Genomic DNA, 26,053 nt, shown 5'->3' on the forward strand with positions numbered 1-26,053 from the left:
TTTACTAACTAAGGAGAGAAACATCATGGCTAAAAAAACACTTTACTTCTTATGTACTGGTAACTCTTGCAGAAGTCAAATGGCAGAGGCATGGGGGAAGAAATATTTAGGTAACGAATGGCAAGTGCTTAGTGCAGGAATCGAGGCCCATGGATTGAATCCAAAAGCTGTAAAAGCAATGAATGAAGTTGGATTGGACATCTCCAATCAAACATCGGATATCATCGACCCTGACATATTGAATCATGCTGATTTTGTCGTTACGTTATGTGGTGATGCGGCAGACAAATGTCCAATGACGCCACCGCAAGTTAAACGTGAACATTGGGGCTTTGAAGACCCGGCAAAAGCAGAAGGAACAGATGAAGAAATATGGGCTGCCTTCCAACGTGTTCGTGATGAAATTGGAGAAAGAATTTCACGTTTCTCTAAAACGGGTGAATAAATGAACATGAAAAGCCGTTAGTGTTAGTAGGCGGACCGAAGACCATAAAGAAAGAGCTGCCAATTTTGGCAGCTCTTTTCATCATTAAATCTTAATATCGACCTTAGCATTTTTCTGGAGTTCTTCCACATGCTTCACAAGCTTTTCCTGTTTCTTTTGCTGCTCTAATTGTTCCTTGATTTGCGGCTTCAATTCTTCGAGTTTCTGCACTTTCTGCCCGCTTGTTTTAGCTTGCTCTGCAACCTGGTCGTAATACTTTTGGATTTCTTCATCAGTTGCTTCATCCACTTTAATCTCTTTTTCAACATACTTCGTATATGGGATGTTCTCTGCGATCTGAGCATTCAGCATTTCTGAATTCAGGCCTGCTTGCTTCATCGCTTCCTTGAATTTCTCTTCACTGTCATATTGCTTTTTGATTTCGGCAAGTTGCTTTTCAATTTCGGCCTTGGAAGCTGTGTAGCCCTTTTTATCAGCTGCTTGAAGCAGCAACGTTTGCCCCACTAAAGAGTTGAGTGTTTGCTCTTTAATTTGTTTGGCTCCCTCCTTGGTTGTTGGATCTTGTCCGAATTGCTGCATTTGCATTTGTGTGGTAGACAACACGGTATTATATTCCGCACCTGAAATTTTTTCGTCATTGACGATGGCCACCGTTTTCTTTTCATCCACCTTTTGCTTGTCTAGTTTCTTCTGCATTTCTTCCATCTGTTTTTGCTGTTCCTCAGTTGCTTTAGCCGTTTCTTTCTCAGTTGTTTTAGTCTCTTTCTCGTCATTTTTCTTATCAGCTTCATCGTTCGAACCACAAGCTGTTAATACAACTGCCAATAATCCAATGATGATTGGGTATAATAGTTTCTTCATATTTCAGTCTCCTCTCGTATTCAATGCTAAAAAATCATCTAATGCGCATTATAAAGGAATTTCCCATTAAAACACAATATTTTCATTCTTTTTTCCAGAAAACAGGAGGATAGTATAGGCATTAGCTCATTATATAAGTGTAACATTCGCGGAAATGAACCAATTTACCCTTCGTCATGAAATAAGCTTAAAAGGAATTCGAAGACTGATACGTGGTGCAGACAGAAACTTGTAGTCCATCACTTACACACAAAACATTGCTTAGTAACTATTGTATCTAAAACTTGTATGGTATTATATACTTTATCATCCGGATGTAGTTCATTTAGCCTATATATTGAGATTTTTAATCATGAACGGAGCTAGCCGTGAAAATGAGAAAAGTGAAGAGACAGGATTGGAAATCCAGCTATTGGAGGTATACATATTGAAAGGGAAAACAAGGCTGCCATCTGAATTGGCAGCGTATTTAAAGTTGGGGGATGCCGTCATCATTACGGATCAAGATCATCGCATACTTGATATTAATGCTTATTATGAAAGGACGACAGGGTATTCAAGGAACAGTATCATTGGGTTCAAAGCTGGATTCCTAAAGTCAGGGATAACACCGTTGTATACATACACATCCCTGAAAAACGAGTTAAGGAAGGGAAATCCTTGGTCAGGGGTCTTCACCAACCGAAAGAAATCGGGTGACATTTGGCACTCCTCGATTACGATTACTCCTATTCAACTAGGGGGGCAGTGGTATTTTGTCGGGATTTTCCGTGAACTGGAACAATTGAAAGAAGGGATTTACCTTTCGGAAAAGAAAAGGGCAGAGACCCAAAGGGAATTGTTAAAGGTCCTCGCCATTTCATGCGAAATCCGTGATCCAGGCATTGAGGAGCATTTATTGAGAGTTCAAAACCTAACCGAGCAGCTAGTCATGGTTCACAATCGAAGATGCCAGCTGGAACTATCTAAAAGCTATATGAATCATATCGTTCATTCAAGTATTCTGCATGATATCGGAAAAGCGGAGATTCCTGAAGGGATATTATACAAACCTGGCCCGTTATCTCCATATGAACGAAAAATCATCGAGATGCATCCGTTGATGGGATCCGATATATTGAATAAGATTTCAAGGGAAATAAACCATGATGTAATCAGCAGCCTGAAAGTGGCTGAAAACATCATCCTCCATCATCATGAAAAATGGGATGGCACTGGATATCCACATCGTTTGAAAGGTGAGGATATCCCATTGGAAGCTAGAATAGTTGCCATTGTGGATGTGTTCGATGCATTGACCAGCAGAAGGCCGTATAAAGATTCCTGGTCAGTGGAGCGAGCCTTATCATTCATAAACGAACAAAAAGGAAAGCATTTCGACCCATCCATCGTAGCGTCTTTCATTTATTATTTTAATGAAAAGGGAGCGCAGAAAAAAGGTTTAGCAACCGTTCGCAGCACAGGGATATATTAAACTCATCGAATATCTTATCCGATATAATGGGGTTGTAATGCCTTCGATGAAAGAAAAGGTCGCATCCGTCTACTGGATCTGGTGGTTAACCTTTGGTGACCAAGGGGGAACAGCTCCTATCAATTGTAGGGTTGAAAAGAAAATCCCTGCCAATTCACCCTAAATGTAGAGAAGCCTTTTTACTACATTCCTTTTTTCTTGTTTCTATTAAAGTAATAAACGATTGCGATTACCAGAATCAGCAGTACCAAAACAATTCTTACATCGTCCGATGCCTTCAATACTTGTGTTACCGAATACGCTTCGACAAGGAGGGCAGGCAGTTTTCCGATGGATGTCGCGAGAAAGAAAATCATCATCCCCGTCTTGCTTAATGCTGCTGTAAGGTTGATCACGCCGGATGGAATAAAAGGAAGGAGCCTAAGCATCAGGATCATCCAAAATGCATGAATTCCTTGTGACCTTTGCAGCTTCATGACCCACCGGTTCTTCATGAACTTGGGTTTGAATGTTTGAAAGCCCTTTCGGTATAACCAAAAACTGACCACTGCTCCGGCAATTTCCCCCATGTAAGAAAGGATCAATCCCTTTTCAAATCCAAATACGGTGATATTGGCAGCCGTGATGAATACGCTTGGAATAAAACCAAGCACGCTAATCAATATATTGAATGCTAAACTTACAGCAATGGAAAAAGGTCCGCTGGATAGTAATGCATCAGAAATGAAATTCATATCAATCCACGGAACTCCATTTATATCCGATGCCCCAGACCGTTTTCAAATGTTGATCTGCTGGAAAACCGGCATGACGCAGTTTCTCTCTAATATTTCGAATATGGGAATCGATTGTCCGATCTTCCGTATCCGTTTTAAATCCCCATATGGTCGAAAGGAGGTGATCTCTGGAATACACTTGATCTGGGGATTTCAAAAACACGCACAAAAGTGAGAACTCTTTTGGTGTTAATGGGATCGTTTTGGTATCATAATGTGCTTCATAAGCGGATTCATTTAATTTTAGCCCCCTAAAGATCACATGATCATCCTGTTTATGCACTCGCCGCGTGACCGCTTCGATTCTGGCAAGTAAAACATCTTCATTAAAGGGTTTCGTGATATAATCGTCTGCGCCCTTTTTCAACCCTTTCACCATTTCTTGTGCAGCATCCCGGGCTGTGAGCATGATTATGGGAATATTGGAGAACGCACGGATCCTTTCGCACGTTTCCCACCCATCCAACTCAGGCATCATTACATCAAGAAGTACTATGTCCGCATGTTTATGCCTTAAGAACTGTATGGCTTCATATCCAGATTTAATCTTCATGCATGTATATCCGTGAGGCTTCATGTATAGCTCTAATAGATCAAGCATTCTCTGTTCATCATCAACCAGAACTACTGTCTTCATTTGTTATCTCCTTAAATGTGATGGTGAAGCACGTTCCTTGCTTCAAGTTGCTTTTAACCGAAATGGTTCCTCCTTGTATCTCCACTAATTGCTTGACGATGGAGAGTCCCAATCCGAATCCACCGGTATCTCTGGCGCGTGATTTCTCGACACGATATAAACGATCAAAGATATGGGGGATATCTTCAGGGGGAATGCCAACCCCTTGATCGATTATGGAGATGGAAATCCTGCCAAGGCATTCAGTGGCTTTGATGGTGGTGACTGTATATTCGTTCGAGTACTTCAGCGCATTATCCAGCAGGTTAAGAATGACTTGCTCAAACCGTGAAGGATCTATATCGATAAATAAATCATCCTTACATTCCAGGTTCAATTGAATTCTTTCATTTGTAAAAGCCGGTAAAACCTTTTCGTGAATGTTTCGCAGGAATGAAGAGAGCTGGACGGTTTCTTTTGATATGGTGAATGTATTTAGATCCATTCTAGCCATATTGAATAGTTCGTCCAATAATCTGTTTAATCGTTCGGATTCATCATGGATGATCTCTAGGTATCGTGATCGTTCGGAATCATCCAAATCCCTCCTTCGGGCAACATCGGCATATCCCTTTATATATGTTAGCGGCGTTCGCAGTTCATGAGAAATACTTGCCAAAAATTCATTGCGTTCCTTCTTTAAATAGTTCAATTCATCAGCCAAGCTTTGAATGGATTGGGCAAGCTCCCCAAGTTCATCATGAGATCGTACGGGCACAGCTACTGAAAAATTCCCTTTGCTGAGCTTGATTGTCGCTTCCTTCATCGATATCAGTGGCCTGGTCAAAGCCTTTGATAGAAAATAAATGATGACAAGCATGAAGAAAAGGAGCAAAGCAGTCGCAAGAAGGAAATGCCTATTCAATTGTGCGATTAAATCCTCCACTTCTCGTGTATCTTTAAACATATAAACATAGCCTTTGTTTTCTTCATCGCTGATAAATGGCGTAACGGTGGCTATAAATCTTTCATCCTTCCAGCTCGATTGGATGATCAGACCTTTTCGGGGAACATGCGGGAGGTTTTTAGCTAAGATTTTTTTCATTCCCCCATCCACCTTTTCGGAAGATATCAGAATAGCTCCTCTTGTGTCCGTAATCACAACATCTGTATCGGTATGTGATTCCATCAGGCCGATATGCTGAAGGGTTGAGCCGGAATATGTAATTTCCAACACATCACGATGACTATTGCCACGGGCCTTTAGTGACTCCAATTCCTGATTGACACGTGAATGTATCACTTTATTATGCAAGTAAACCATGGAAACGGTTTCCAACAAAAATATGCAAACAAATATAGATAGTCCGAGCTTAAGTGAGATTTTCAGGAGCATTCACCTTCTTATAGAATAAAGTCAGTTTAGCGAAAAAATATGAAGAAAGTATGCAGTTTTTTCAATTTCTGCGCATCTTCTTAAACAATAATACGGTTTTCAAAAGGAACAAGCCAATAAATTGCGAGGTCATCAGTTTGATGTTGGAGGGAGGGGTTGCGTGTTCGTAAACTATTGAAAACTGCCAACCACTTCAAGATGTTTCGGATTACAACCCGCTGTTATAAAAAAAGGCTGTTTTCGCATACTTTGTTGCTATTCACCAAGTAATGTGGTGTGGTTGATTTCCCCTCCATTGCTCGCTTTCCACGGGGCGGGTGGTGAGCCTCCTCGACGTGAACGCCTGTGGGGTCTCACCTGTCCCGCTGCTCCCGCAGGAGACTCGCACTTCCGCTCCAATCAACCTTAAATCGTTTCGTTTTAAAAACAACAATCTTTACGAATAGAGCTTAAAAAAAAGATGATTATTCATCACTTGAATTTAAATATACTGATCTTATTTTAATCACCTATAAAAATATGAAATTGCCAGGAAATTGGGCAGTTATTTTAGTTCATTCAAAATATTTTGTGTTAAGGAAACATTTTGTCGTAAGTGAATACTATGTAAAAAAGGAGTTGAACCATATGAATTGTACAAACCGTACGCAGAAAAAAATAATCGTTTATTCCGCATTATTCAAAAAAATGGGCATTTTCAATGATGAGGAATATAAAAACATCACAAAGACTTTTCAAACAAAGGATTGAGGAAGTGTCCATTGGATATATTCATAACCTTTCATCCTGCATTAATAGGTCTGTAAAATCCCCCGCCTTTCAATTTTTCGAATGGGGAGGGGGAGTTGCAGTCTGGCGGGAACTCATTTGCTCCCATTAATTACGACGGAGGATGGTTTCCCTACTGTCTCTTAAGGGTGTGTCGCCGGTGTTATCAATTTGTCCCGCTCTGATTCCCATCGGATTTTTCATCTGTTTGATTGCTTCGTTTTTAGCCATACGGCTGGACGAAATGATGTATCCTAAGTTTTAAAAACTACATATATGATGGACGATCATGTGCAAATTGGAGGGTGATTATTGAAAATGGGCAGGCCTTATTTTGGGGCTATCGGTTAATTTCCGCCGTTTTTAATGGAGGTTAAAAAGTGAAAAGGAAGATCGTTATGATCCGATGGTGTTCTTTGCGATAATGGAATAAGGAAATCGAAAAGGGGTTATGTAGGATGGCGGAGGACTTTAAGATTCCTAGCTTGAAAGTTGATGAGATCGATAAGAAAATCATATCGGTTTTACATGAGGATGCACGGATTTCGTATACCGACTTAGCGAAGAAAGTGGAGCTCTTCAGGGTTGCAGTTCAGATGAGAATCAATCATCTTGTTGAAAACGGTGTAATCGAGAGGTTCACTGCGGTCATAAATCCAGCCATGTTTCGGCATTCTTTAACGTTGAGGTTGAGCCTAAATATCTGGAATCGGTCGCACAGCAATTAGAAAGTGAACCGGCAGTAACGAGTTTATATCATATGACCGGTCCGAGTAAACTCCATATGCACGGAATCTTTACTGATAACCAGGAGATGGAACGATTTCTTAATGAGATGCTGTATGCGGTCGCCGGTGTTGTCAGCGTTGGATTGCCAAATTCTCATTAAACGTTATAAAAGCCGGATGGGCATGAAACTTTAAATGAAAAAATCCCCCTATATAGGTGGATTTTTTATTATTAGGTGAGCGGGATGATAAAGCCGCCGTACGCAAAGGCAAGAATGATTACGAAGGCGGGGTGGACCTTGAATTTACCTAAGGCCAAAAAGGCCAATCCAGCGATGACGATTGAATGGATGTAGCCGATGGAACCGATGGCATCCTCGGCCATATTCCAGGTGAGCAATAACATCATGATTGCAATCACGGGCTGTACAAGCAAGGACATGCCTTTTACGATGGGAGATTGCTTGTATTTTCGCAGGATTTTTAATAAATATATCAAAGCCACAGCTGAAGGGATGATCGTGCCTGCCAATGCGGCTAGAAATCCTGGCCAGCCATATACATCATATCCGACATATGCGGCTATTTTCGTGGCGATAGGACCTGGAAGTGAATTTCCTAACGCAAGCATTTGTGAGAATTCGGCATTATCAAGCCAGCCATAACGGGTGACGATTTGATCATACATAAGCGGAATCGAGGCTGGACCTCCGCCATAACCAAGAATATTGGCAATGAAAAACGCTAGAAAAACTGCAACACCTATTGGGATAATAAGACCCATTAACCGGATTCCTCCTTCCTATTCACCTTTTTATTATTCAATCTTTCCTTTAATTTAAAATGGAACGCCCCATATAGAAGGAAAATCAAAATGACGATACCCGGATGCAGGGAAATGACTTGCAGAAGCAAAAAGGAAATCGCAAAAAAGGTGATTCCGAGCACCTTTCCTAACCCTTTTATCGCCTTTTCGCCAAACTCATAAGCCATTTGACCAAGCATGACAGCAACAACCGGCATTACAGCAGCGATCATATTACTGATCATGGCCGAATTGCTTAACACATTAATGAATGCAATCAAGAAAACCATCGCAATGCATGAAGGTAAAACGTGAGCGGCCACGCTGACTATGGCTCCTGGCCAGCCTTTTAATTTATAACCAAGATATGCTGCCATCTTAGTGGCAATAGGTCCTGGGAGTGTATTGGCAATCGCCAAAGTGTCCCCGAATTCATCATCGTCGAGCCAGTGATAACGGGAAACTGCTTCGTGGCGGATGAGCGGGATGACAGATGGCCCGCCGCCGAAACCTAAAATCCCCGTTCTCATCATCCCGAACGTCAATTCCGCATATGGATTTTTCAAGAACATTCCTCCTTGGTTTTAGAATTCTTTTCCATGATTATGAATTAATGATAACAAAGACGCTTTCGAAATGTACATGAAATCATGATGATAATTACGTAATGAATGTATAAGAGGTATTTTTCAATGCAATAGGTTGAAGTTAATAAAAAAACTTCTTTTTGTCTAAAGAAATAAAAATTGGATTGCGCAAGACAGGTAAAAATACAAAAAGTACCCTATAGGCAGACCTTTTTAAAGTGACTGCTCTATAGGGTACTTTTTAAAATATAACTTTAACAAACCTTTTTAATGTGGGTTTATTCTTCCCGAATGACTAATAACACACCAATGAAAATTAATATTGTACCTATCCAAAAAGACAAGCCGATTTGTTCACCTAGTATTAACCAACCTAAAAAAGTACCCACTATAGGTTGTAAAAAGAAAAATAATCCGCCACTTGATGCGGTAAGCATTTGCAGTCCGCGATTCCACAATAAAAAGGCACATGCTGTGGAAATAACGCCCAAGTATAAAAGGCCGCCCCATATGGATGGATGCATGATTGCTTGAAAGTCAAGCTCGTCTAATCGACTAATCGTAATGGGTGTTAAACAGATAATTGCCACAAGCACTGCATAGGTCGTTATAACAATTTGTGAATATTGCCCAGGAATCCGTTTAATTAGAACTGACATAAGTGCCCAAGTTAATGCAGCAATCAGCAGCGATACGCCCCCAAGTTGGTGAGATGAGCCAATATGGGCATTTCCGACAATGATGCCAACACCGATCGTCGCTAAAATAACAGAAATTGATTTTTTAAAAGTGATCTTTTCTTTTAAAACGATACGTGCAAATATCACCATAAAAGCAGGTGTTGTCGAAGTAATGATGGCTCCCATTTGTGCAGTGGATAGAAGCGTACCGACTTCCTGGGTTACGATAGAAATTGTGTTTCCAACAAGTCCTATAATGAAAACCAAAAGCCAGTCTCGTCTTTCAATCCGCCAAGATTGTTTTGTTATAAAACCAATTGTCAACAATGCTAAAATCGCAATCACATATCGTAATAATACTAATTCAAGTGGTGGAACAACGTCTACCACAACTTTTACCACAACATACATCCCGCCCCAAATGCTAGCAGCGAGTGATAAATATAAAGAACCTAATATAGTGTTTTTCATTTTGTACCCTCCGTTTTAACTATACATTTCCAGTCCCTAACGGAGTTGCAATTTTCTACCGTTAAGGAAGAATAACTGCAGGTACATCATTTTCGAATAGCGGTGACCACAACATCAGCTTTCAGCTCTCTTTCAAAAATATTAGTTTCAATGATTTTTAGTTAATTATAAAACTATTCTGTTGTAACGGATCATTTGATTCAATAATCAGTAAGTTATATTAAATATACAAGATTTTAGGTATTTATAAAACAACAAAAAATAGTTTTGGACACAGCGTACCGATGGAAAACAACTCACTTGAAAATCTTCCATTAAAAAACTACTTTACACATTGAAGCCAATTTATCCGGCGTGGTTGCAAAAGAGGGACCTCCCAGTTTACGTAGATGTAGAAACCAAACTAAAACCCCACCGGTTGTAATAGGAAAAGGTGGGGGGGGGGGCATGTTTTAAGCCTTAGTATACTGTCTTGATTGACGGATGATCTTTGCTTATATTTTAACGTAAGATAAGAAAAATGGATTCCAGTTTGAATGAAAAGAGGAATTTATAGGGAAGGGAAGCAAATGGTGCAGTAATGGTGTTAGTCAAATGTCTGCAGCGGTAATGATGAAAGAAAAAACGTGGATTAGGATTAAAAAGGCTCCCTTGAAGAGTTTAATCCTAATCCACCATTAAGCTTTTTTTAGTGCATGGCCTTTCCAGAAGCATCACAATCGGTTATATTTTCGTTCGATTTTCCTGAACTCATCTGAAAGTTCAAATAAGGTGTGTAATACTGCTGTTTGAATATATAGATTCATATAATTATCATTGCTCTTCTTTTGAAAGGATAAATCATGTTTTTCATTAATTTTCCTAGTTATACATTCATTAATTTCGCTCCACATTTCTTTTGTTCCTTCTTTAATTTTAGTCTCCATAATCTCCCACTCCTTTTTTATTAGTTTATCCAATCTATTACATTCTTATACTTATTTATTGGCCAAGCTGGTGACTTTTTTATCTTAAAATTAATATTTACCGTTCAAGATATGATTCTTTGCGTAGAAAAGGAGAGAGTAGCGACTATAGTGTTAGTCCATCATTATTTTTTTGTGGAAATCAAAAACCTCTAATGGATGATGACCTATATTGAGTTTGTTCTCAAACAGCAGGATACCAAAGGGCTAATGAACTACGGGTTCTTTGCTTCATTATCGGAGGTTGCATTGGCAGCACATGGAGCTACAGGGAAAGGATAGTTGCATAAGATCAAAAGGTGCCGGAGCAGTTTATCTTTTAAGTGGATTTAATTGAAAGATGAGGAATAAAAACGAGCTTATCAACAGAGAATACTGCTATTAACTACAAAATAGGAGTGTAAATATGGAACAGACACTTTATGAAAAAGTCGGCGGGGAAGAAGCGATAGAAAAAGTTGTGGACTATTTTTACTCCGAGTTGGTTCTTAAGGATGATACAGTTAATCATTTTTTTGAAAAGACGGATATGGAAAAACAACGCCGTCATCAGACGAAATTTATTAGTTTTGCATTAGGTGGTCCAAAACAATACTCTGGACAATCCATGGCAAAAGCTCACCAAGGATTGAATCTGCAACCAGCCCATTTTGATGCCATTGTAAAACATCTAAACGATGCACTTGCTCACTTTGGAGTGAATGAAGCTGACATAGATACATCTTTAACTAAAGTTGCTTCATTAAGAGATGATATCTTGTATAAATAACCGATATTTAGCTAAAGGTACATTGCTTATGGAAGTAAAGGGAATTCCACACGGTAAGCAAAAAATATTATTCTTTTAGCCTAAAAATTGAATTCGGTGTCAGTTTGACTTTGGACTCGCATTTTTTTATTAAAATACGATTTTCCATTCGGGTTGATCAACAGCCTATATGGAATGTTCTAATTCCATTTTTTCATTTCTTTTAATTTAATAGTTCTCTTATTATTCGCACTTCGTAATCGAGGGGGAATGGGGGATATAATCCATGGAACAACGTAAATATCGGGTGAAGAGGTTATAAAGGGTTTCCTAGCTCGACTACCGGAAAGTGAACAACGAAACTTAAAAAAGGTAATTCGGCAGAATTACCTTTTTACTCATGCTTGAACTTCCGGTAAGCTGGTTTTTCTTCAATCTATAAACATTTTATACAATGTAATGCTTAAGCTGTGCGTTAGTTTTTTAATGATTACTAAAAATAGTCAAACTATTTTATAAAAACTGTATACTGCATCGCAGAAAAGAATCCATTTCAATCAATCTATTTTCAAAATGATTCTTTTTATTTACGCTGTGGGGGCTCAGGTTTGCCCATTCCAAGTTTCTTCAGAAAAGAGAATATGAGCTACAGTACCTCATATTTTCTTCATCAGTATAATATCTTTTTTGTGATATACACTTAAAACCAGACCAAACAAGCAGGCGTTAATCATAGCTGATAAAGCACCATAACTCATAAATGGCAGGGATACGCTTGTTATTGGTAATAAGCCGAGAGACATTCCGATGCTGACGGTTACCTGTGCAGTGAATATGGTAAAACTGCCGGAAACGAGCATTTTCCCAAATGGGTCTTTCACAGTTTGGAATATACGGGAAATTCGCCAGATCATCCATAAAAACAGCAGACCAATGAGCAAGGCCCCGGACCAGCCAAGCGTATAGGTAATCGTTACAAAGATAAAATCCGTCATCATTTCATTTGAAAAATCAATCTTCCCGAGGGAACCAAAATGTCCAAACCATCCGGCATCCTCAATTAGCTTTTCCAGTTTCAAATACATATACCCCGATGTCTCACTGAATTTTTCAGGCGTAACGAACGCAAAAAGTCTTTCAAATTGATAGGTCCTTATATTTTTCAACTCTAACTCTATAAGCAGAAGTGAAACACATGCAGTAAGCAGGACCGCTCCAGTAATAAGGATTTTCCTTTTATTTAGGCCGCTCTTCCAGACCATTACAGCAACCATCAATGAATAAAGCATTGCCGCCTGCAAGTTGACTGTATTCAGAAACAGGAATGCAGAACCAACGTATAAAATGGCAGCCAAATAAACATTCATCTTTTTTGATTGAAGCATTCCGGCCCAGGCAAGCAGAAAAATTGGCAGAACCACAATAGAATCGACCGACAATAAACCTATAATATTAATTCGAGGACTGCCGTTCACTAATACATTGGAAAATTGGAACTGAAAAAGAATCAGACATCCTACCGTAAAGAAAACCCAGCCCCATCTCTGAAATTTCCGATAATCGAAAAAAAGAAGGATACAGGCCAAAATAACACTTCCTGTGACAGAATATACCTGCTTCAGCACTGAAAATGAATTTCCTTCCTTAAACAAGAACCAAAACAAAAACAGGCCCGTAGCTGACATGAACAGAAACATGCTCATTAGCTTCCAATCCATCTTCGGCCTGTGCAGCTTGTCCATCTTCTGCCCAATGTCAGAGGGGCTTCCCATATTCCGGACAGCCAGTTCCTCTGCTTCATCCTCTGTATATCCTTTTTTGACCAGTTCAGCTTTAGTTTGATGCAGATGGGCTTTTAATTCAGCTTCTATATATTTTTTTGCTTCTTTTGATCGGATATACGACGAAACCTCATTTAAAAAATGATTGCTTCTCAATCGGTTCTTCCTCCTTCAAACGCTGTCCGCCAACTAGCAGAGGCGGAACCACTTTTAGATTCCTTTTTCTTAAGCCACTTTTTCGCACGTTCATCCAAGGAATAGAGCTTCCTTTCTTCCGTTTCCCAAAAAGACTGAAGCCAGCCTTCCTTCTCAAGCTCATGCAACGCAGCATACAAGGAGCCTTCGTTATTTTCAAATTTCCGGATGCCTTTCTGGTAAAGAGATTCATTAATTTGATAACCGCTTTTTTCCTTATCCAAAGATCTGAAAATACCAATCAAAATGTCTTCCTTACTTACATCCTGCTTTTTGATGGCAGTATGGATGGAGTTTCTATGGTTTTCAGTGAATTTCAAATCAAGAAATGTATGCTTTTTCATTGCCGATTTCAAGCGTGTTAATTTATCTTCCATCGGTGGATTCCTCCCAATAGGTTTTTAACCTTCTTTTCGCCTGACGCATCCGGGTCTTCACCGTTCCAAGTTTGACCCCGGTAATTTCAGAAATCTCCTTGAGCTTCATTTCCTGAAAATAATGGAGATAAATAAGCTCGCGATACTGGATAGGCAGCTCCATAACTGCAACAGCAAGCTGCCTGTCTTCATCCTGCTGAATGACTTCTTCTTCCACGTCATCGGTAGAAGTCCATTCCTGCTCCTCTTCCGCAGTCGAAACTTTTCGGAAGTACCAGCTTTTTCTATAATCCTTACAATGGTTAATAGCAATTCTCCAAAGCCACGTCCTTATATTTGATTGCTGGTTATACGTGGAAAGCGCCTTATAGCATTTGATGAAGATCTCCTGTGTCAGGTCCTCGGCCACAACTGGATCTTTTACATAGGAATAGACCAATTGCAGAATATCCTGGCCATAAAGGGACATAATTTCATCTAGTAAGGATTCGTCATCTTTCATTTGAGACCATTTCAACACAAACTCCTCCAAAACAGTTCACACTTCCTTCCCTAGATATATAGACGATAGTACATAAAAGAAGGTTTTTGTTTTTTGAAATTATTCCTTTTTTACTACAGCTAAAAATATAGAAAACATTTTAGAATTAGTACAGCAATAGTAGGAATCCTCGCCTGACAACATCCAATCAGAAATGTTTAACCGGTTAGAAACATGATAAACCGAAATAAATACTAGAATTTTTTTCATATAGAACTATTGGGACAGATTAGTTGAATAAGAAAAGGCGGGACAAAAATGGAAGCGTTGATTGAAGAGTATGGTCGTGGATACGCAATGATTCGGAAAGCTATCGAAGGATTAGCGGAGGAGGAGCTTCGTTCAAGCTCGCGCCGGACAAGAGGAGCATCCATCAAATTCCCATCCCAAATGACGGATGCTGAGGTCTTGTCTACACATCGGCTGGAAAAAAGTCTTGGCGGAGCAGGAGTCACTTCTGCTTTCGTTTGATCAAGTCACATGGGCGAATGGCTTGGGGTTATGATCTGTTGGACCGTGAACAGTGTTTGCTCCTGTTCCAATTGCTGCGTTCCAGTATGCAGCCTATTCTGGACCATCTGACAAATGAACAAAGCGAGCGGGTGGGGGTATATGACGATGCAGGGCGGTGCACATTTAAGCAACTGCTGGAATTCCGTGTTGAGCATGTTCGAGGACACCTTGCCCAGATTGAAAGGGTGAGGGAAGCGTATCGGCAGAGCAAAGTATAATGTCTGTTAAATTTATAGAGCTAACAGGTGCAAGAGTTAAAGAGGGAGGCCACTCACCTTATCAGTGGCCCCTATATTTATTTTCAAAAGATGATTTCCTTTTCCTTTTCTTGTACTTTTAATATTTTCTTATTTAGAAACATAAGCTACTTCTTTATATTTTCTAATGCTCTATAAGCATTTGCTTCTCCTGAACCAAATAAAGCATCTTGTCCATTCTTTCCATAGTCAAAAGCTGTTTGCTTAATACGTGCTGTTACTTGGGCAGGTTTATACTCTGGGTGAGCTGCCTTAATAACTCCTGCAATTCCAGCTACTTGAGGAGTGGCCATAGAAGTACCAGCATTAAACTCATATGAAGTACCTAGATAGGTAGGCCAAGTACTTAGGATTAAGTTACTTGGATCAGCTGCCGCAGGATCATTGGTTTCTGCATATTTAGGCCCATAATCTCCTCCAGGGGCTGCCACGTCAATAGCACTGTTCCCATAATTAGAGTAGAAAGCAAGCTGCTGAGTTGACCAGCTTGTGGAGGCAGACACATTAATAACTCCTGGCATTTGTGCTGGTACTACAGTTGCAGGCCCTTTCACGCTCATTCCATATGGTTCATACATTTTATTTAAAAATTCGTTTACTGCCTTCTTGTCATCTAAATTTAAACTTTCATTACCACTACCGGCTACTACAGTTACTCCATTCTTTACTGCATATTGAATAGCTCTCTTCCAAAGTAACGTTTCAGCGACTGATTTATAACTTTCTCCCTCAATTGTCATTTTGGTATTATTATAGAAACGAAGAGACATATTAATAACATCTACCTTGTCATTTGTTGCTGCAATAATTCCATCTATAACCCAAGCTGGTAATCCAAGGGCTTGCTCTGAGTATAATACGCGATAGGATCGGATTCCTAAATCTGGTCCTACACCTTTTATTTTACCATTTGCTCCAATGATCCCGGCAACGTGAGTACCGTGCCCATTTCGATCTTTTATATCAGTAGGATCACCTGTTTCAGATTCATCCATTCCAGCAGGAACAAGATTACGTCCACCTATTATATTATTCTTTAAGTCAGGATGGGACTCATCAATTCCAGTATCAATCACTCCCACCACTGCTTTATGAGTGATACTACCATCTTTATTTTTATATCCGCCTGTTTCTAAATCATATGATTTCCCGTCGTTGGTCACCCTTTGAATATCCCATTGGGAGTCCCAATAACTCTCTGAATCTTGCTGGCTGATGATACTAGACTCATAGTTATAAGGGCTGACTGCTGTTTTGTCTATGGTTAAGGGGATTTCTCTGTTAGCAGCTTCTATTGAAGAATTACCTTTTAGTTTTTTTAGAAAAGAAGGCTCGTCAGATTGAGCTTCTATTCCTCCAACTTCGGGAAGAACTTTGGTTACTTTACCACCAGCTTTCCGTATTACCTCTTGATAATTCTCTGGTAATCCACTTTTAAAAGCTATTGCGTATGTGTCATTCATCTCCTGATCTTGACTCTTAGCTTGGATAGGAACACCACCAACGGACAATATCCCTGCTCCTACTGCAATAATCGAAAGTACCGTATGTAGCATTTTCTTTTTCATATGTCTCCTCCTATATATGGAAAATTTTCATCATATACTATCTTAATATACAACAACTTAAATTCCAAGTTTTCCTAATAAATCTCATATTATAGAAATTAGAAGCTCTTTTTTCTTTTTTGGAAAAATATCAAGTTATTGTTTTCGGAGGTATATAGCATCTATTTTAGGTGTTGGAGATTTTTTATTGTTTAAGAAGACCAAGAAAAGCTAATTAAATTTCTAATTCAAGTAACGGGTGCAGTATCATTCAATTGAATATGTTAAGAGCATGTTTTGATCAATCTTTTTCAAAACATGCTCTTTCTATTTATTTATCAAGGTTATTTGTATTAATTGATCAAGCTTTAGAACCTTGAGTTAGTTCCATATGATGGTCGTCAATGGCGAATTTTTTAAGTTCGATTCTTGATATAGGTTGGTTTGAAAAATGACAAAAAAGCGATTTTATTTGGTGGCATTACCGGTGATAAAATATTTACAAAAGTTCAATTAGCGGAAGGGTTAAATACTTCAAGAACGCCGGTAAGGGCAGCTATTCAAGATTTCAAGAAACAAATTAACAGCTTAACAGCGAATCTTAATTGTATTACAGCACGTAGCTTACTTTGAACCTTATTCGAATCAACCAAGAATACACAGTGAGATATCTTCGGTAGCTAACGACTACTTATGCGATTTTGAATAATTGATGTAATATTGCATAAAACTATTAATTTAATGAATAATCTGTATGTTGTAATTATTGGGAATATATAGATGGTTAAATCACTAAGTAATCAATCTCCACTTGGTATGGTATTTGCATATTAGTTAATTAATCACGAATAAGGGTGGAGTGATACATGGAGAATGCTAAATTAAGACGTTCGTTAACAGTGTTTCCTTTAGTGCTATTTGGATTGGCTTATATGGCACCTACAACAGTTTTTTCTACTTATGGGGTTGTTGCGGAAATAACGAAAGGGATGGTGCCTGCTGCTTATATCATAGCTTTAGTTGGTATGTTATTTACAGCCTATAGTTATGGTCAAATGGTTAAGGCCTACCCTGTTGCCGGTTCTGCATATACATTCACACAAAAGGCTTTTAATCCTCACCTTGGGTTTTTGGTAGGCTGGGTTATTCTATTGGACTATTTATTTTTGCCAATGATCAATGGATTATTGATCGCCATTTACTTAAACGCATATTTTCCTTCCGTTCCTTTTTCCTTCTGGTTAATTACCTTTGTCATTTTAATCACCACTGTAAATATAATTGGAGTGAAAATAGCAACAAAAATAAATCTTTTATTAGTTGCCTGTCAATTCTTAATAATAGTTATTTTTACATCCCTCTCGATTAAAGGGTTACTTAACGGAATGGGTTCAGGAACATTATTCATGAGTTCCCCATTTGTGAATGGAGATATACCACTATCTTTAGTATTAGCGGGATCTTCCATTTTGTGTTTATCTTTTTTAGGATTTGATGCTGTTACCACATTTTCAGAGGAAACCATTAATCCGAAAAAAGTAATACCAAAGGCTATTTTCCTCGTCGCATTAATAGGGGGTGGTCTGTTTATCACCATCTCATACATCAGTCACCTTATTTACCCAAATTTCCAAGCCTTTAAAGATCCAGATTCCGCTTCCTTGGAAATTGCTATGTATATCGGGGGTAATTTATTTCAATCTATTTTTCTAGCAGGTTATATTACCGGGGGGCTGGCGTCTGGTTTATCAGCTCATGCAAGTGTTTCGCGACTTTTGTATGCGATGGGGAGAGATGGAGTTCTTCCAAAGAGAATTTTTGGTCATATTCATCCAAAATTTCAAACTCCAACACACAACATCATCTTAGTGGGCATTTTTGCTTTATCTGCGTTATTTATTGATTTAGTGACAGCCTCATCCTTTATTAACTTTGGGGCGCTCGTTGCCTTTACATTTGTTAATCTTTCAGTTATTTCCCATTATTTCATTAAAGAAAAACAGCGAAGCGGGATTAACACACTTAAGTACCTGATATTGCCGCTGATTGGTACTGGTTTCACAATTTGGTTATGGACCAGTCTTGATTCAAAGGCGCTTTTACTCGGACTGGGATGGTTAGGAATTGGTTTCATCATGCTCCTTTCTAATACGAAGATGTTTAGTAAGCGGCCACCAGAGCTTTCTATTGATAGTGCGATTGAAAAAGAAATTCAAGCATAAAAGCTATATTCATTAAGGAGGATAAAAATGGTAAGTGCAGACATCATTCTTTCTGGTCAACATGTATTCACTGGGTTACAAGATGAGCCAATAAAAGCAGCTATCGCTATTAAAGGTAATAAAATTATTAAAATCGGTTCTAAAGAAGATATAATGTCATTCCTTGGAAATGAAACGAAAGTGTATGACATGGAAGACGGACTAATTATTCCGGGATTTCATGATTTTCATATGCACATTATGATGGGAAGCATCTTACAGAAGGACAGTGCCAAATTATTTGATGCAGCTTCAGAAGAGGATGCAGCCAAAATAGTAGGTGAATTTGCAGAAACGAGACCAAATGATGAGTGGATATTCGGCGTGGGTTGGGATCATACCAATTGGAAGAACAAAGTGCTGCCTCATAGGACAACACTAGATAAATATATTAGTGATCGCCCTGTTTTATTATTCAATGCAGAAGTGCATTACGCATGGATCAATAGTAAAGCAATGGAAATGATTCAATTAACGAAGGATACCCCAGATCCGGAATATGGAGAAATTGGAAAAGATGAAAATGGGGAACTGACAGGCCTTCTATTTGAACAGGCAATTGGGTATGCATCAGAGCATGCATACAAATTACCGAAAGATAAACGTGTTAGCCTATTCCAAGGTTTCCTTAATGAAACAAAAAGATTGGGAATTACATCTGTTAATGATTTATATGGAGCTAAAATTGCGCCAAATCCATTAGACGATCTTGAAATTTTTAAAGAATTTGAGAGAGAAGGGTTACTTACAACCAGAATTCACTTTTCGCCGGAGTTAAAAATGGATTTAGCTGCCGCAAAGGAATTACAAACAAATTATCAGTCAGACAAGCTCACCTTTTCTGGATTAAAACAATTTATAGATGGTGTTGTGACAAGTCATACTGCTTTTTTATTGGATCCTTACAAAGACCGTCCAGATACAAAAGGCGGAACCACTTATCCAGCTGAAACAATTAAACAATTAGTAAAAAAGGCAGATAAGGAAAATTTTCAAATTCGTTTCCATGCCATTGGTAACGGTGCAGTCCGTTTAGCATTGGATGCATTTGAAGAAGCGAGAAATGTAAATGGAGAAAGAGATGCTAGACATGTCATTGAACATGTGGAGGTATTGCATCCGGATGATGTTCATCGCTTTAAGGAATTGGATGTAATAGCTTCCTTTCAACCTAAACACATAGAATTAATGGAAAGTGAGGCATATACAGCCAGAATCAGTGAAACACAACAACCTCTCTATTATCCTATCAAAACACTAGTGGATACTGGTGCTAAAATTGCCTTTGGTACAGATTTTCCTGTAGTGCCCCTAAATCCCATGATGGGCATTTATCAGGCAATCACGAGAAAAGATTTAACCGGGAAAGCGTGGCAAGAGTCGGAAGGAGTAACATTGGCACAAGCGTTAAAATACTACACGGCCATACCGGCATACGGGTCATTTAGAGAAAATGAATTAGGCACGTTGGAAGCAGGGAAGATAGCGGATATCGCTGTATTGAATAAAAATTTATTTAGCATATCAAAAGAGGAAATTCTTGAAACAGAAGTGAAGATGACGATCATGGATGGAAAGGTCGTATATGAAAACCTGGTCGTCCAAACTGTATAAGATAAAAAAATAAAAGTGGGGAAGTGAGAAGGTGTCAAAAGTAAAGGTTGGTCTTGTCCAAATTCATTGCGGAGAATTCATTGAGCGAAATATTCAAAAAACGATAGAGAAAATAAAAGAAACAGTAAATAAAGGTGCACAAATCGTTTGTTTACAGGAATTATTTTCTTCGCAATATTTTCCGCAAACGGTCAGTGTGAAAAATTATGATTTAGCTGAAGATGTAGATAGCGGTACATTAGCCGAAATGGGTGAATTAGCAAAGGAATTAGCAATTGTCTTGATTGTACCTTTTTACGAAAGAGCAGGTGCTGGTATTTATTTTAATAGTGCAGCTGTATTTGATGCAAATGGAGAATGTTTAGGGATTACAAGAAAAAATCATATTCCGGATGGTCCCCAGTATCATGAAAAATATTATTTCGTTCCAGGCAATACTGGGTATCCTGTCTATGAAACGGCTCATGGAAAAATAGGAGTCGGGATTTGTTGGGACGAGTGGTATCCAGAAGTTGCCCGAATTTTGAGCTTACAAGGTGCAGAGATATTATTCTATCCTTCCGCTATTGGTTCAGAGCCAGATCATCCCGAGATATCGACAAGATCATCCTGGGAAAAGGCAATTTCCGCTCATGGCATTTCGAATGGTGTATTTGTTGCTGCAACAAATCGAGTGGGCCAGGAAAAGGACATGAATTTTTACGGTGGTTCATTCATTAGCGATACATTCGGGAATATTTTAGCTTCACTTGATGATGAAGAAGGAATTATTGTGCAGGAAATTGATTTAAAAGAGATAGAAGAGACTAGAAAAATTCTGCAATTCTTTAGAGACCGTCGTGTCGATACATACGGCCCTATTTTACAAAAAGAAATACTTCAAAACCCCATCTCCTTCAAAAAAGGGAGCGAACAAAGCGCTGTTCAGTTAATCATTAAAAAATAAAGCAGGTGTTTTTCCTTATCAGGTACATCATAAATCCATCAAGCTAAATTTGTTTTTAATGTACGCAATCCTTCTTCTCAAAGTCGGGTATACTTGGACAACGTTGTATAGTTTTGACTTCCATAAGATTGATTTTAGATCGGAGCTGTCTTTAAGGCAGCTTCTTTTTTTGAGCAAAAAAGCAGTAATTAAAAGGAGGAGGTATCTAACACCTATCGTACTATTTTTTGTTAAGTGAGACGGTTAGAGAAGAACAATGTGGGAAATACTAAGAGAATGAAAACGTTACCGAATTTTCAGAAAAATATATTGACGGGAAAATGTAGTTGTTATATATTATTAATAAGTTAAATTTATTGTTATATAACAGGAGGAGGAGTCAAGATGATGAACATTCAGGATAAAGCCTATGAAAGTTATTTAAAGATTTGTGAAAGGTACGAAATCGAGTCGATAAACTTCGATCACTTCATCAAAAATTTAACCAAAGATCAGTTGGATGAATACAGTAAATTAGCCGTTTAAAGGAAAGGAATTGATTGCACAAGATGGATCTCCCGGTTGATGTAGATGTAGAAGCCAGTTAGAAACCCCACCAGTTGCCATTGGGAACAGGTGGGGTTTTGTCATGTGTTTTAAGAGGCTATTTTTAATTAGTAGGATAACTTGACTGACGAAAATGATAGGAAGTATGATCAATCTTTTTGGATTACCGGCAATTTTCTTGTAAAATCAAAACAATAAAATATCAGTTACTATTACATTATTATGAAGGAAAAAAGCTGTGTATTAAACTTTAGTAGGTAAGAATATAAAATTCAGAATTTTCTTGAAATTAATCCATGCACATGTTAGAATTCATTTCAGATAAGAATATTATCAAGAAGATAATATTGGAATTATGGTGAAACTACGTTTCTTAATAAGCAACAATTACAATAAGGAAGGATTGAAGAGAATCTATATAGGAAATAAAGTCTACGGAGGTTGGTAAAATTAAACGATTCCTTATTTAAAAGCAAAAATATCTCCTCTATTTATATCATCCAAGTATCCAGTCATACTATCTACCTTAAAACATCAAAAATCAGCACAATGATTGTTATGCATAACGACATAGCTAATAATACTTTTTATAAAAGATTTTTCGGCAATAAAAAGAAACGACGTTGCTTATTAAGAAATGATGACCATTGATTACTTCTTCAGTTTTAATATTATTCAAATCTATTTATGAAGGGGTGAGAGATAATTTGAAAGCGCTTCATCGATCTCGAACTATAGAAAAGTTTGATGGAAAATAATATCTAAAATCAGCTTAACAGCACAAATAAAAGTTATGTCGATGTAAATATCTAATGATTTATTTTTTTGGGTGGTGGAATTGTAAGCACTTATATGAAAGTGATCAGTGGGTAATGTCCAGTGTATTTAGCATATAAATGAAATCATTCAGGAGGTTTTGATTAATGAACAAACAACTTCAGATGAATAAGAAATTTAAATGGAAAGTTCGTTATACTGTCTTATTTGTATTATGGTTATGTTGGCTGTTTTCTTTCCTTGATCGAATGGTTATCACTATTGCACTGCCTTTTATTGGTGAAGATCTAAATCTAACGGCGACAGCTCAAGGGTTATTGTTAAGTATTTTCTTTGCAGGTTATGCACTGTTCCAAATACCGGGCGGGATGTTATCAGATAAATTTGGCTTTCGTCGTGTGATGAGCATTGCGATTGTATGGTGGTCAATTTTCACATCAATGACTGGCTTAATTTTTTCTTATCCACTTATGTTAATTATTCGATTCGTATTCGGTTTAGGTGAGGCATGTTTACCAGGTGCTGCTTACAAAGGAATAGCTAATTACTTTCCTAGTAAGCAACGCGGGACGGCCACAGGAATTCAGTCAACGGTTAATACGTTAGGACCGGCTCTTGCTGCTATTGCTGCGGCAGCAATTATTGCGGCATTTGGATGGCGTACAGTGTTTATCGTAATGGGTATTCCGGGCACTATAATCGGTCTGTATATCTGGTTTAAATTCAAAGATAATCCGAAAGATCATCCTAAAATGACGAAAGAAGAGCTTGCAGAATTAGAAGAAGACAGTGAGACAGAAAATTCGAAAGAAGAGAAGAAATCTGGAGTTTCCTTTAAGGAACTTTTAAGAAAGCCTATTTTATGGCAAATGGCGCTTATTTGGTTCTTCTTTGATATTACTTTCTGGGGATTTACTTCTTGGCTCCCATCTTATCTGATAAATGTTAGAGGACTTTCTTTAATGGATACTGGTATTTTCAGTGCCTTACCTTATCTAGTTGGTACAGTCTCAATTGTTCTTGGTGGGTACTTGTCAGATAAAGTAAAAGGAAAAAGGAAATGGGTGTTTATCCCTAATGCTGTAATTGGTGGTTTAGCATTATTATTGATGCTTCAAGCTTCTTCCACTGCAATGGTCATTACATATCAATGTGTTGCAGCATTCTTCATGTTCTTAGCTCAAGGAGCATTCTGGGGTCTGGTTGTTGACACACTTCCTACGAAAATAATGGCTGCAGGCTCATCTACTGTTAACTGTTTCGGATCAATTGCAGGATTTATCGCCCCGTTTTTAATGGGATATATGATTGAAAGCAGCGGTGGTTCTTACAATTCATCTTTCATATTAATGATTGTAGCAATTATTGTAGCAGCAATTATTGCCCTTACGATTGGCAATAATACCGAAAAAGAAAATTCATTGAATTCAGAAACAATAGTAGAAGCTTAATTTGAATTGCAAATACATCAGTAAGTAAATGGGTTCATTCATCTATGCTGAGAATAGCAATATAATATAAATGATGTTTTTTAACATGGTAATAGCAGTATATTTACAAACCCCTTGATAAGCGGCTGTCAGATGGCAGGCGCTTTTTTTTCAGATATTGGGTAAGAAAGAAGAAAAAAGTGTTGTAATTTTCAGAAAAGTAATTAAAATTAAAAAGGAACACCGTTGCTTATTAGGTAACAGGAAGGGTGTGAATAAACGAAATAAATTAAATCATTTAAAAGGGAGTTTGAATGAATGAAAGTAAATTTAAAACCAAGCAATGTTAGTTCATTAACAAAGGTACTTGCAGTAGCTACGCAAAATCAATTTGCTGTCGGTTCGTTTACTCCTAGAGCTACAAAGATGGTAACTCCTATACTTAGAGCGGCCCAAGAAAAGAAATCTGCGGTTATTGTTCAAACTTCTGAGAGAGAGCAGGAACGATACGGAATTAATTTAGCGGAATTTAGCCGAGAGTTTTATCGTGTGATCCAAGAGGAGAATATTACGATCCCTGCCGTGTTACATTTAGATCATACGAAGGATTTCAATGTAATTGCTGAAGCCATCGAAGTTGGTTTTACATCGGTTATGATTGATGCATCAGAGCAACCATTCAAGAAAAATATTGAGATAACAAAAAAGGTTGTTGAGTATGCACATTCAAGAGGCGTAACTGTTGAAGCTGAATTAGGCAAGATAGGGACAACCGACTTTATTGAAACCGACGTTGATGAAGAGCTATTTACAGAGCCTAAAGAAGCAAAACAGTTTGTTGAAGAGACCGGTATTGATGCATTGGCGGTTTCTGTCGGAACTTCACATGGTGTTTATCTTGTTAAAAATCCAAGAATTGATATTGAGCGTTTAATAGAAATTCGTGCATTAACATCTGTACCTTTAGTGTTACATGGTGGTTCAGGCACTCCTTCAGAGATGATTAGGAATGCAATTCAAATTCCTAATGGCGGAATTAGTAAAGTGAATATTGCAACAGATATAGAACATATGATGATAAAAACTCTTAATCGAGAAAATCATGTTACAGAAAAAGAGTGGTCGGAACTACCAACTGAAACATTAACTTTAGTCCAAAACGCAGTTCAGAACGTAGTAAAAGAAAAAATTGAAAACTTTTTAATAAGTAGCGATAGCGCTTCTTATTATATTTAAGAAGTAATATTATACTAACTTTGAACTATACCCCCTTATTTTAGTCACATAAGATAAACTCTTTAACCACATAATGGATGGCTATACTAATTATCGTCGAAGATAACTTTTTTAGGTAATAGGAGGAAAAATAATATGTCTATAGAAAGGTCTAGTTTAGTAACCTTTGCAGGTAATCCAGTTACGTTGATTGGGAGTGAAATTCGTGTTGGTGATAAAGCGCCAAATTTTGAAGTATTAGCAAACGATCTCTCAAATGTTACACTTGAAGATTCAAAAGGGAAAGTCCGCCTTATTTCATGTGTTCCCTCACTTGATACAGGAGTATGTGACGCACAAACACGGAAATTTAACCAATTAGCTAGCAATCTAGGAAATGATGTAGAAGTGTTAACAATTAGTGTAGATCTTCCATTTGCACAAAAAAGATGGTGTGGAGCAGCAGGAATAGAACAAGCCCAAACCCTTTCAGATCATTTTAAGATGTCATTTGGTACAGCTTATGGAACATATATAAAGGAACATCGTTTAGAATGCCGTGCAGTATTCGTTGTAGATGAAAAAGATGTCGTACAGTATGTTGAATACGTTCCGGAAATTACGGAACATCCAAACTATGAAGCAGCTATAGAAGCAATTAAGTCATTAATAAAAGTTAAAAAGTGATATAAGTAAGCAATATACACTATGCTTAAAGGACGTATATTATTTT

The 26,053-nt window shown here is 38.0% G+C and carries 26 protein-coding genes and 1 pseudogene; 14 read left to right on the forward strand and 13 right to left on the reverse strand.

Going from position 1 to position 26,053, the window contains the following annotated elements; translation table 11 throughout:
* Positions 1–25: 25 nt before the first annotated feature.
* On the forward strand, positions 26–445 hold the full coding sequence (gene arsC, locus JNUCC41_RS13785; protein ID WP_192203495.1) for an arsenate reductase (thioredoxin): 420 nt from the start codon (positions 26–28) through the stop codon (positions 443–445).
* A gap of 84 nt (positions 446–529) precedes the next feature.
* Here arsC and JNUCC41_RS13790 read toward each other — a convergent pair whose 3' ends face one another.
* Complete coding sequence (locus tag JNUCC41_RS13790) at positions 530–1,306, reverse strand: SurA N-terminal domain-containing protein (RefSeq protein WP_192203496.1); 777 nt, start codon at positions 1,304–1,306, stop codon at positions 530–532.
* 352 nt (positions 1,307–1,658) lie between these two features.
* Between JNUCC41_RS13790 and JNUCC41_RS13795 the strand changes: the two genes are divergently transcribed.
* The gene (locus tag JNUCC41_RS13795) at positions 1,659–2,780 is read left to right on the forward strand and encodes an HD domain-containing phosphohydrolase (RefSeq protein WP_228467329.1); all 1,122 of its coding nucleotides are present in this window, start codon (positions 1,659–1,661) and stop codon (positions 2,778–2,780) included.
* Positions 2,781–2,962: 182 nt separating this feature from the next.
* Here the strand turns inward: JNUCC41_RS13795 and JNUCC41_RS13800 are convergent, their stop codons facing one another.
* From JNUCC41_RS13800 to JNUCC41_RS13810, 3 genes are read right to left on the reverse strand one after another with little or no spacing between them, the layout of a single operon-like run.
* Positions 2,963–3,514, reverse strand: coding sequence for a TVP38/TMEM64 family protein (locus JNUCC41_RS13800; RefSeq protein ID WP_192203497.1), 552 nt, complete (start codon positions 3,512–3,514; stop codon positions 2,963–2,965).
* A 1-nt stretch (position 3,515) separates the two neighbouring features.
* Positions 3,516–4,193 (reverse strand): response regulator transcription factor, encoded by a 678-nt coding sequence (locus tag JNUCC41_RS13805; protein ID WP_192203498.1) that lies wholly within the window; start codon positions 4,191–4,193, stop codon positions 3,516–3,518.
* Positions 4,171–5,496 (reverse strand): sensor histidine kinase, encoded by a 1,326-nt coding sequence (locus JNUCC41_RS13810; protein WP_228467330.1) that lies wholly within the window; start codon positions 5,494–5,496, stop codon positions 4,171–4,173. Before JNUCC41_RS13810 ends, JNUCC41_RS13805 begins: the two co-directional genes overlap by 23 nt.
* Positions 5,497–6,195: 699 nt before the next feature.
* Between JNUCC41_RS13810 and JNUCC41_RS27080 the strand changes: the two genes are divergently transcribed.
* The gene (locus tag JNUCC41_RS27080) at positions 6,196–6,318 is read left to right on the forward strand and encodes a hypothetical protein (protein WP_286182049.1); all 123 of its coding nucleotides are present in this window, start codon (positions 6,196–6,198) and stop codon (positions 6,316–6,318) included.
* 476 nt (positions 6,319–6,794) lie between these two features.
* Positions 6,795–7,259: pseudogene (locus tag JNUCC41_RS13815) on the forward strand (Lrp/AsnC family transcriptional regulator).
* A gap of 37 nt (positions 7,260–7,296) precedes the next feature.
* On the opposite strand, the gene JNUCC41_RS13820 reads toward JNUCC41_RS13815, so the two are convergent.
* The 4 genes from JNUCC41_RS13820 to JNUCC41_RS13835 form a co-directional block, all read right to left on the reverse strand.
* Complete coding sequence (locus tag JNUCC41_RS13820) at positions 7,297–7,848, reverse strand: chromate efflux transporter ChrA (protein ID WP_192203500.1); 552 nt, start codon at positions 7,846–7,848, stop codon at positions 7,297–7,299.
* Entirely contained in the window at positions 7,848–8,435 is a 588-nt protein-coding gene (locus JNUCC41_RS13825) for a chromate efflux transporter ChrB (RefSeq protein ID WP_192203501.1), read from the reverse strand. Before JNUCC41_RS13825 ends, JNUCC41_RS13820 begins: the two co-directional genes overlap by 1 nt.
* Positions 8,436–8,734: 299 nt before the next feature.
* The gene (locus tag JNUCC41_RS13830) at positions 8,735–9,607 is read right to left on the reverse strand and encodes a DMT family transporter (protein WP_192203502.1); all 873 of its coding nucleotides are present in this window, start codon (positions 9,605–9,607) and stop codon (positions 8,735–8,737) included.
* A gap of 713 nt (positions 9,608–10,320) precedes the next feature.
* Positions 10,321–10,533 (reverse strand): hypothetical protein, encoded by a 213-nt coding sequence (locus tag JNUCC41_RS13835; protein WP_061461893.1) that lies wholly within the window; start codon positions 10,531–10,533, stop codon positions 10,321–10,323.
* 445 nt (positions 10,534–10,978) lie between these two features.
* Here JNUCC41_RS13835 and JNUCC41_RS13840 point away from each other — a divergent pair, with 445 nt between their 5' ends.
* Entirely contained in the window at positions 10,979–11,341 is a 363-nt protein-coding gene (locus tag JNUCC41_RS13840) for a group I truncated hemoglobin (RefSeq protein WP_192203503.1), read from the forward strand.
* A gap of 635 nt (positions 11,342–11,976) precedes the next feature.
* Here the strand turns inward: JNUCC41_RS13840 and JNUCC41_RS13845 are convergent.
* Genes JNUCC41_RS13845 through JNUCC41_RS13855 form a run of 3 tightly spaced genes read right to left on the reverse strand, consistent with a single transcriptional unit; the run spans position 11,977 to position 14,205 of the window.
* Positions 11,977–13,257, reverse strand: coding sequence for an FtsW/RodA/SpoVE family cell cycle protein (locus tag JNUCC41_RS13845; protein WP_192203504.1), 1,281 nt, complete (start codon positions 13,255–13,257; stop codon positions 11,977–11,979).
* Positions 13,254–13,673, reverse strand: coding sequence for a PadR family transcriptional regulator (locus JNUCC41_RS13850; protein ID WP_192203505.1), 420 nt, complete (start codon positions 13,671–13,673; stop codon positions 13,254–13,256). Before JNUCC41_RS13850 ends, JNUCC41_RS13845 begins: the two co-directional genes overlap by 4 nt.
* On the reverse strand, positions 13,663–14,205 hold the full coding sequence (locus JNUCC41_RS13855) for a sigma-70 family RNA polymerase sigma factor (protein WP_192203506.1): 543 nt from the start codon (positions 14,203–14,205) through the stop codon (positions 13,663–13,665). Before JNUCC41_RS13855 ends, JNUCC41_RS13850 begins: the two co-directional genes overlap by 11 nt.
* 267 nt (positions 14,206–14,472) lie before the next feature.
* On the opposite strand from JNUCC41_RS13855, the gene JNUCC41_RS27270 reads away from it, so the two are divergent.
* The gene (locus tag JNUCC41_RS27270) at positions 14,473–14,685 is read left to right on the forward strand and encodes a hypothetical protein (RefSeq protein ID WP_353618243.1); all 213 of its coding nucleotides are present in this window, start codon (positions 14,473–14,475) and stop codon (positions 14,683–14,685) included.
* A 5-nt stretch (positions 14,686–14,690) separates the two neighbouring features.
* On the opposite strand, the gene JNUCC41_RS27275 is transcribed toward JNUCC41_RS27270, so the two are convergent.
* Both JNUCC41_RS27275 and JNUCC41_RS13865 read right to left on the reverse strand, forming a co-directional pair.
* Positions 14,691–14,882, reverse strand: a complete 192-nt coding sequence (locus tag JNUCC41_RS27275) for a hypothetical protein (RefSeq protein ID WP_353618244.1) — start codon at positions 14,880–14,882, stop codon at positions 14,691–14,693.
* 209 nt (positions 14,883–15,091) lie between these two features.
* Positions 15,092–16,552, reverse strand: coding sequence for a S8 family serine peptidase (locus JNUCC41_RS13865; protein ID WP_192203507.1), 1,461 nt, complete (start codon positions 16,550–16,552; stop codon positions 15,092–15,094).
* A gap of 423 nt (positions 16,553–16,975) precedes the next feature.
* Here JNUCC41_RS13865 and JNUCC41_RS13870 point away from each other — a divergent pair, with 423 nt between their 5' ends.
* The 8 genes from JNUCC41_RS13870 to tpx all read left to right on the forward strand — a co-directional run bounded on the left by JNUCC41_RS13870 (position 16,976) and on the right by tpx (position 26,007).
* Positions 16,976–17,164, forward strand: a complete 189-nt coding sequence (locus tag JNUCC41_RS13870) for a hypothetical protein (RefSeq protein ID WP_192203508.1) — start codon at positions 16,976–16,978, stop codon at positions 17,162–17,164.
* 233 nt (positions 17,165–17,397) lie between these two features.
* The gene (locus tag JNUCC41_RS13875; protein ID WP_192203509.1) at positions 17,398–18,753 is read left to right on the forward strand and encodes an APC family permease; all 1,356 of its coding nucleotides are present in this window, start codon (positions 17,398–17,400) and stop codon (positions 18,751–18,753) included.
* 27 nt (positions 18,754–18,780) lie between these two features.
* On the forward strand, positions 18,781–20,406 hold the full coding sequence (locus JNUCC41_RS13880) for an amidohydrolase (protein WP_228467331.1): 1,626 nt from the start codon (positions 18,781–18,783) through the stop codon (positions 20,404–20,406).
* A gap of 31 nt (positions 20,407–20,437) precedes the next feature.
* Positions 20,438–21,352, forward strand: coding sequence for a carbon-nitrogen hydrolase (locus JNUCC41_RS13885; RefSeq protein WP_192203510.1), 915 nt, complete (start codon positions 20,438–20,440; stop codon positions 21,350–21,352).
* Between the two features lie 384 nt (positions 21,353–21,736).
* The gene (locus JNUCC41_RS13890; RefSeq protein ID WP_155727232.1) at positions 21,737–21,877 is read left to right on the forward strand and encodes a hypothetical protein; all 141 of its coding nucleotides are present in this window, start codon (positions 21,737–21,739) and stop codon (positions 21,875–21,877) included.
* A gap of 944 nt (positions 21,878–22,821) precedes the next feature.
* Positions 22,822–24,126 carry an MFS transporter gene (locus JNUCC41_RS13895; protein ID WP_192203511.1) on the forward strand — a complete coding sequence of 435 codons (1,305 nt, stop codon included), beginning with the start codon at positions 22,822–22,824 and terminating at the stop codon, positions 24,124–24,126.
* Positions 24,127–24,423: 297 nt separating this feature from the next.
* Positions 24,424–25,341 carry a class II fructose-bisphosphate aldolase gene (locus JNUCC41_RS13900; RefSeq protein ID WP_192203512.1) on the forward strand — a complete coding sequence of 306 codons (918 nt, stop codon included), beginning with the start codon at positions 24,424–24,426 and terminating at the stop codon, positions 25,339–25,341.
* A gap of 135 nt (positions 25,342–25,476) precedes the next feature.
* A complete protein-coding gene (tpx, locus tag JNUCC41_RS13905; protein WP_192203513.1) occupies positions 25,477–26,007 on the forward strand; it encodes a thiol peroxidase in 531 nt (176 codons plus the stop codon).
* Positions 26,008–26,053 lie beyond the last annotated feature (46 nt).

The sequence above is a fragment of the Brevibacillus sp. JNUCC-41 genome, from assembly GCF_014844095.1.
Lineage (GTDB): Bacteria > Bacillota > Bacilli > Bacillales > DSM-1321 > Peribacillus > Peribacillus aracenensis.

Excerpts from the sequence above, each read along its gene's own strand:
- JNUCC41_RS13900 (WP_192203512.1), top strand. The coding sequence starts at position 24,424 with ATGAAAGTAAATTTAAAACCAAGCAATGTTAGTTCATTAACAAAGGTA.
- JNUCC41_RS13805 (WP_192203498.1), bottom strand. The coding sequence starts at position 4,193 with ATGAAGACAGTAGTTCTGGTTGATGATGAACAGAGAATGCTTGATCTA.
- JNUCC41_RS13820 (WP_192203500.1), bottom strand. The coding sequence starts at position 7,848 with ATGGGTCTTATTATCCCAATAGGTGTTGCAGTTTTTCTAGCGTTTTTC.
- JNUCC41_RS13835 (WP_061461893.1), bottom strand. The coding sequence starts at position 10,533 with ATGGAGACTAAAATTAAAGAAGGAACAAAAGAAATGTGGAGCGAAATT.
- JNUCC41_RS13840 (WP_192203503.1), top strand. The coding sequence starts at position 10,979 with ATGGAACAGACACTTTATGAAAAAGTCGGCGGGGAAGAAGCGATAGAA.
- JNUCC41_RS13790 (WP_192203496.1), bottom strand. The coding sequence starts at position 1,306 with ATGAAGAAACTATTATACCCAATCATCATTGGATTATTGGCAGTTGTA.
- arsC (WP_192203495.1), top strand. The coding sequence starts at position 26 with ATGGCTAAAAAAACACTTTACTTCTTATGTACTGGTAACTCTTGCAGA.
- JNUCC41_RS13810 (WP_228467330.1), bottom strand. The coding sequence starts at position 5,496 with ATGGTTTACTTGCATAATAAAGTGATACATTCACGTGTCAATCAGGAA.
- JNUCC41_RS13850 (WP_192203505.1), bottom strand. The coding sequence starts at position 13,673 with ATGGAAGATAAATTAACACGCTTGAAATCGGCAATGAAAAAGCATACA.
- JNUCC41_RS27080 (WP_286182049.1), top strand. The coding sequence starts at position 6,196 with ATGAATTGTACAAACCGTACGCAGAAAAAAATAATCGTTTATTCCGCA.
- tpx (WP_192203513.1), top strand. The coding sequence starts at position 25,477 with ATGTCTATAGAAAGGTCTAGTTTAGTAACCTTTGCAGGTAATCCAGTT.
- JNUCC41_RS13800 (WP_192203497.1), bottom strand. The coding sequence starts at position 3,514 with ATGAATTTCATTTCTGATGCATTACTATCCAGCGGACCTTTTTCCATT.
- JNUCC41_RS13875 (WP_192203509.1), top strand. The coding sequence starts at position 17,398 with ATGGAGAATGCTAAATTAAGACGTTCGTTAACAGTGTTTCCTTTAGTG.
- JNUCC41_RS13865 (WP_192203507.1), bottom strand. The coding sequence starts at position 16,552 with ATGAAAAAGAAAATGCTACATACGGTACTTTCGATTATTGCAGTAGGA.
- JNUCC41_RS13795 (WP_228467329.1), top strand. The coding sequence starts at position 1,659 with ATGAACGGAGCTAGCCGTGAAAATGAGAAAAGTGAAGAGACAGGATTG.
- JNUCC41_RS27275 (WP_353618244.1), bottom strand. The coding sequence starts at position 14,882 with ATGCTCAACACGGAATTCCAGCAGTTGCTTAAATGTGCACCGCCCTGC.
- JNUCC41_RS13890 (WP_155727232.1), top strand. The coding sequence starts at position 21,737 with ATGATGAACATTCAGGATAAAGCCTATGAAAGTTATTTAAAGATTTGT.
- JNUCC41_RS13830 (WP_192203502.1), bottom strand. The coding sequence starts at position 9,607 with ATGAAAAACACTATATTAGGTTCTTTATATTTATCACTCGCTGCTAGC.
- JNUCC41_RS27270 (WP_353618243.1), top strand. The coding sequence starts at position 14,473 with ATGGAAGCGTTGATTGAAGAGTATGGTCGTGGATACGCAATGATTCGG.
- JNUCC41_RS13895 (WP_192203511.1), top strand. The coding sequence starts at position 22,822 with ATGAACAAACAACTTCAGATGAATAAGAAATTTAAATGGAAAGTTCGT.
- JNUCC41_RS13880 (WP_228467331.1), top strand. The coding sequence starts at position 18,781 with ATGGTAAGTGCAGACATCATTCTTTCTGGTCAACATGTATTCACTGGG.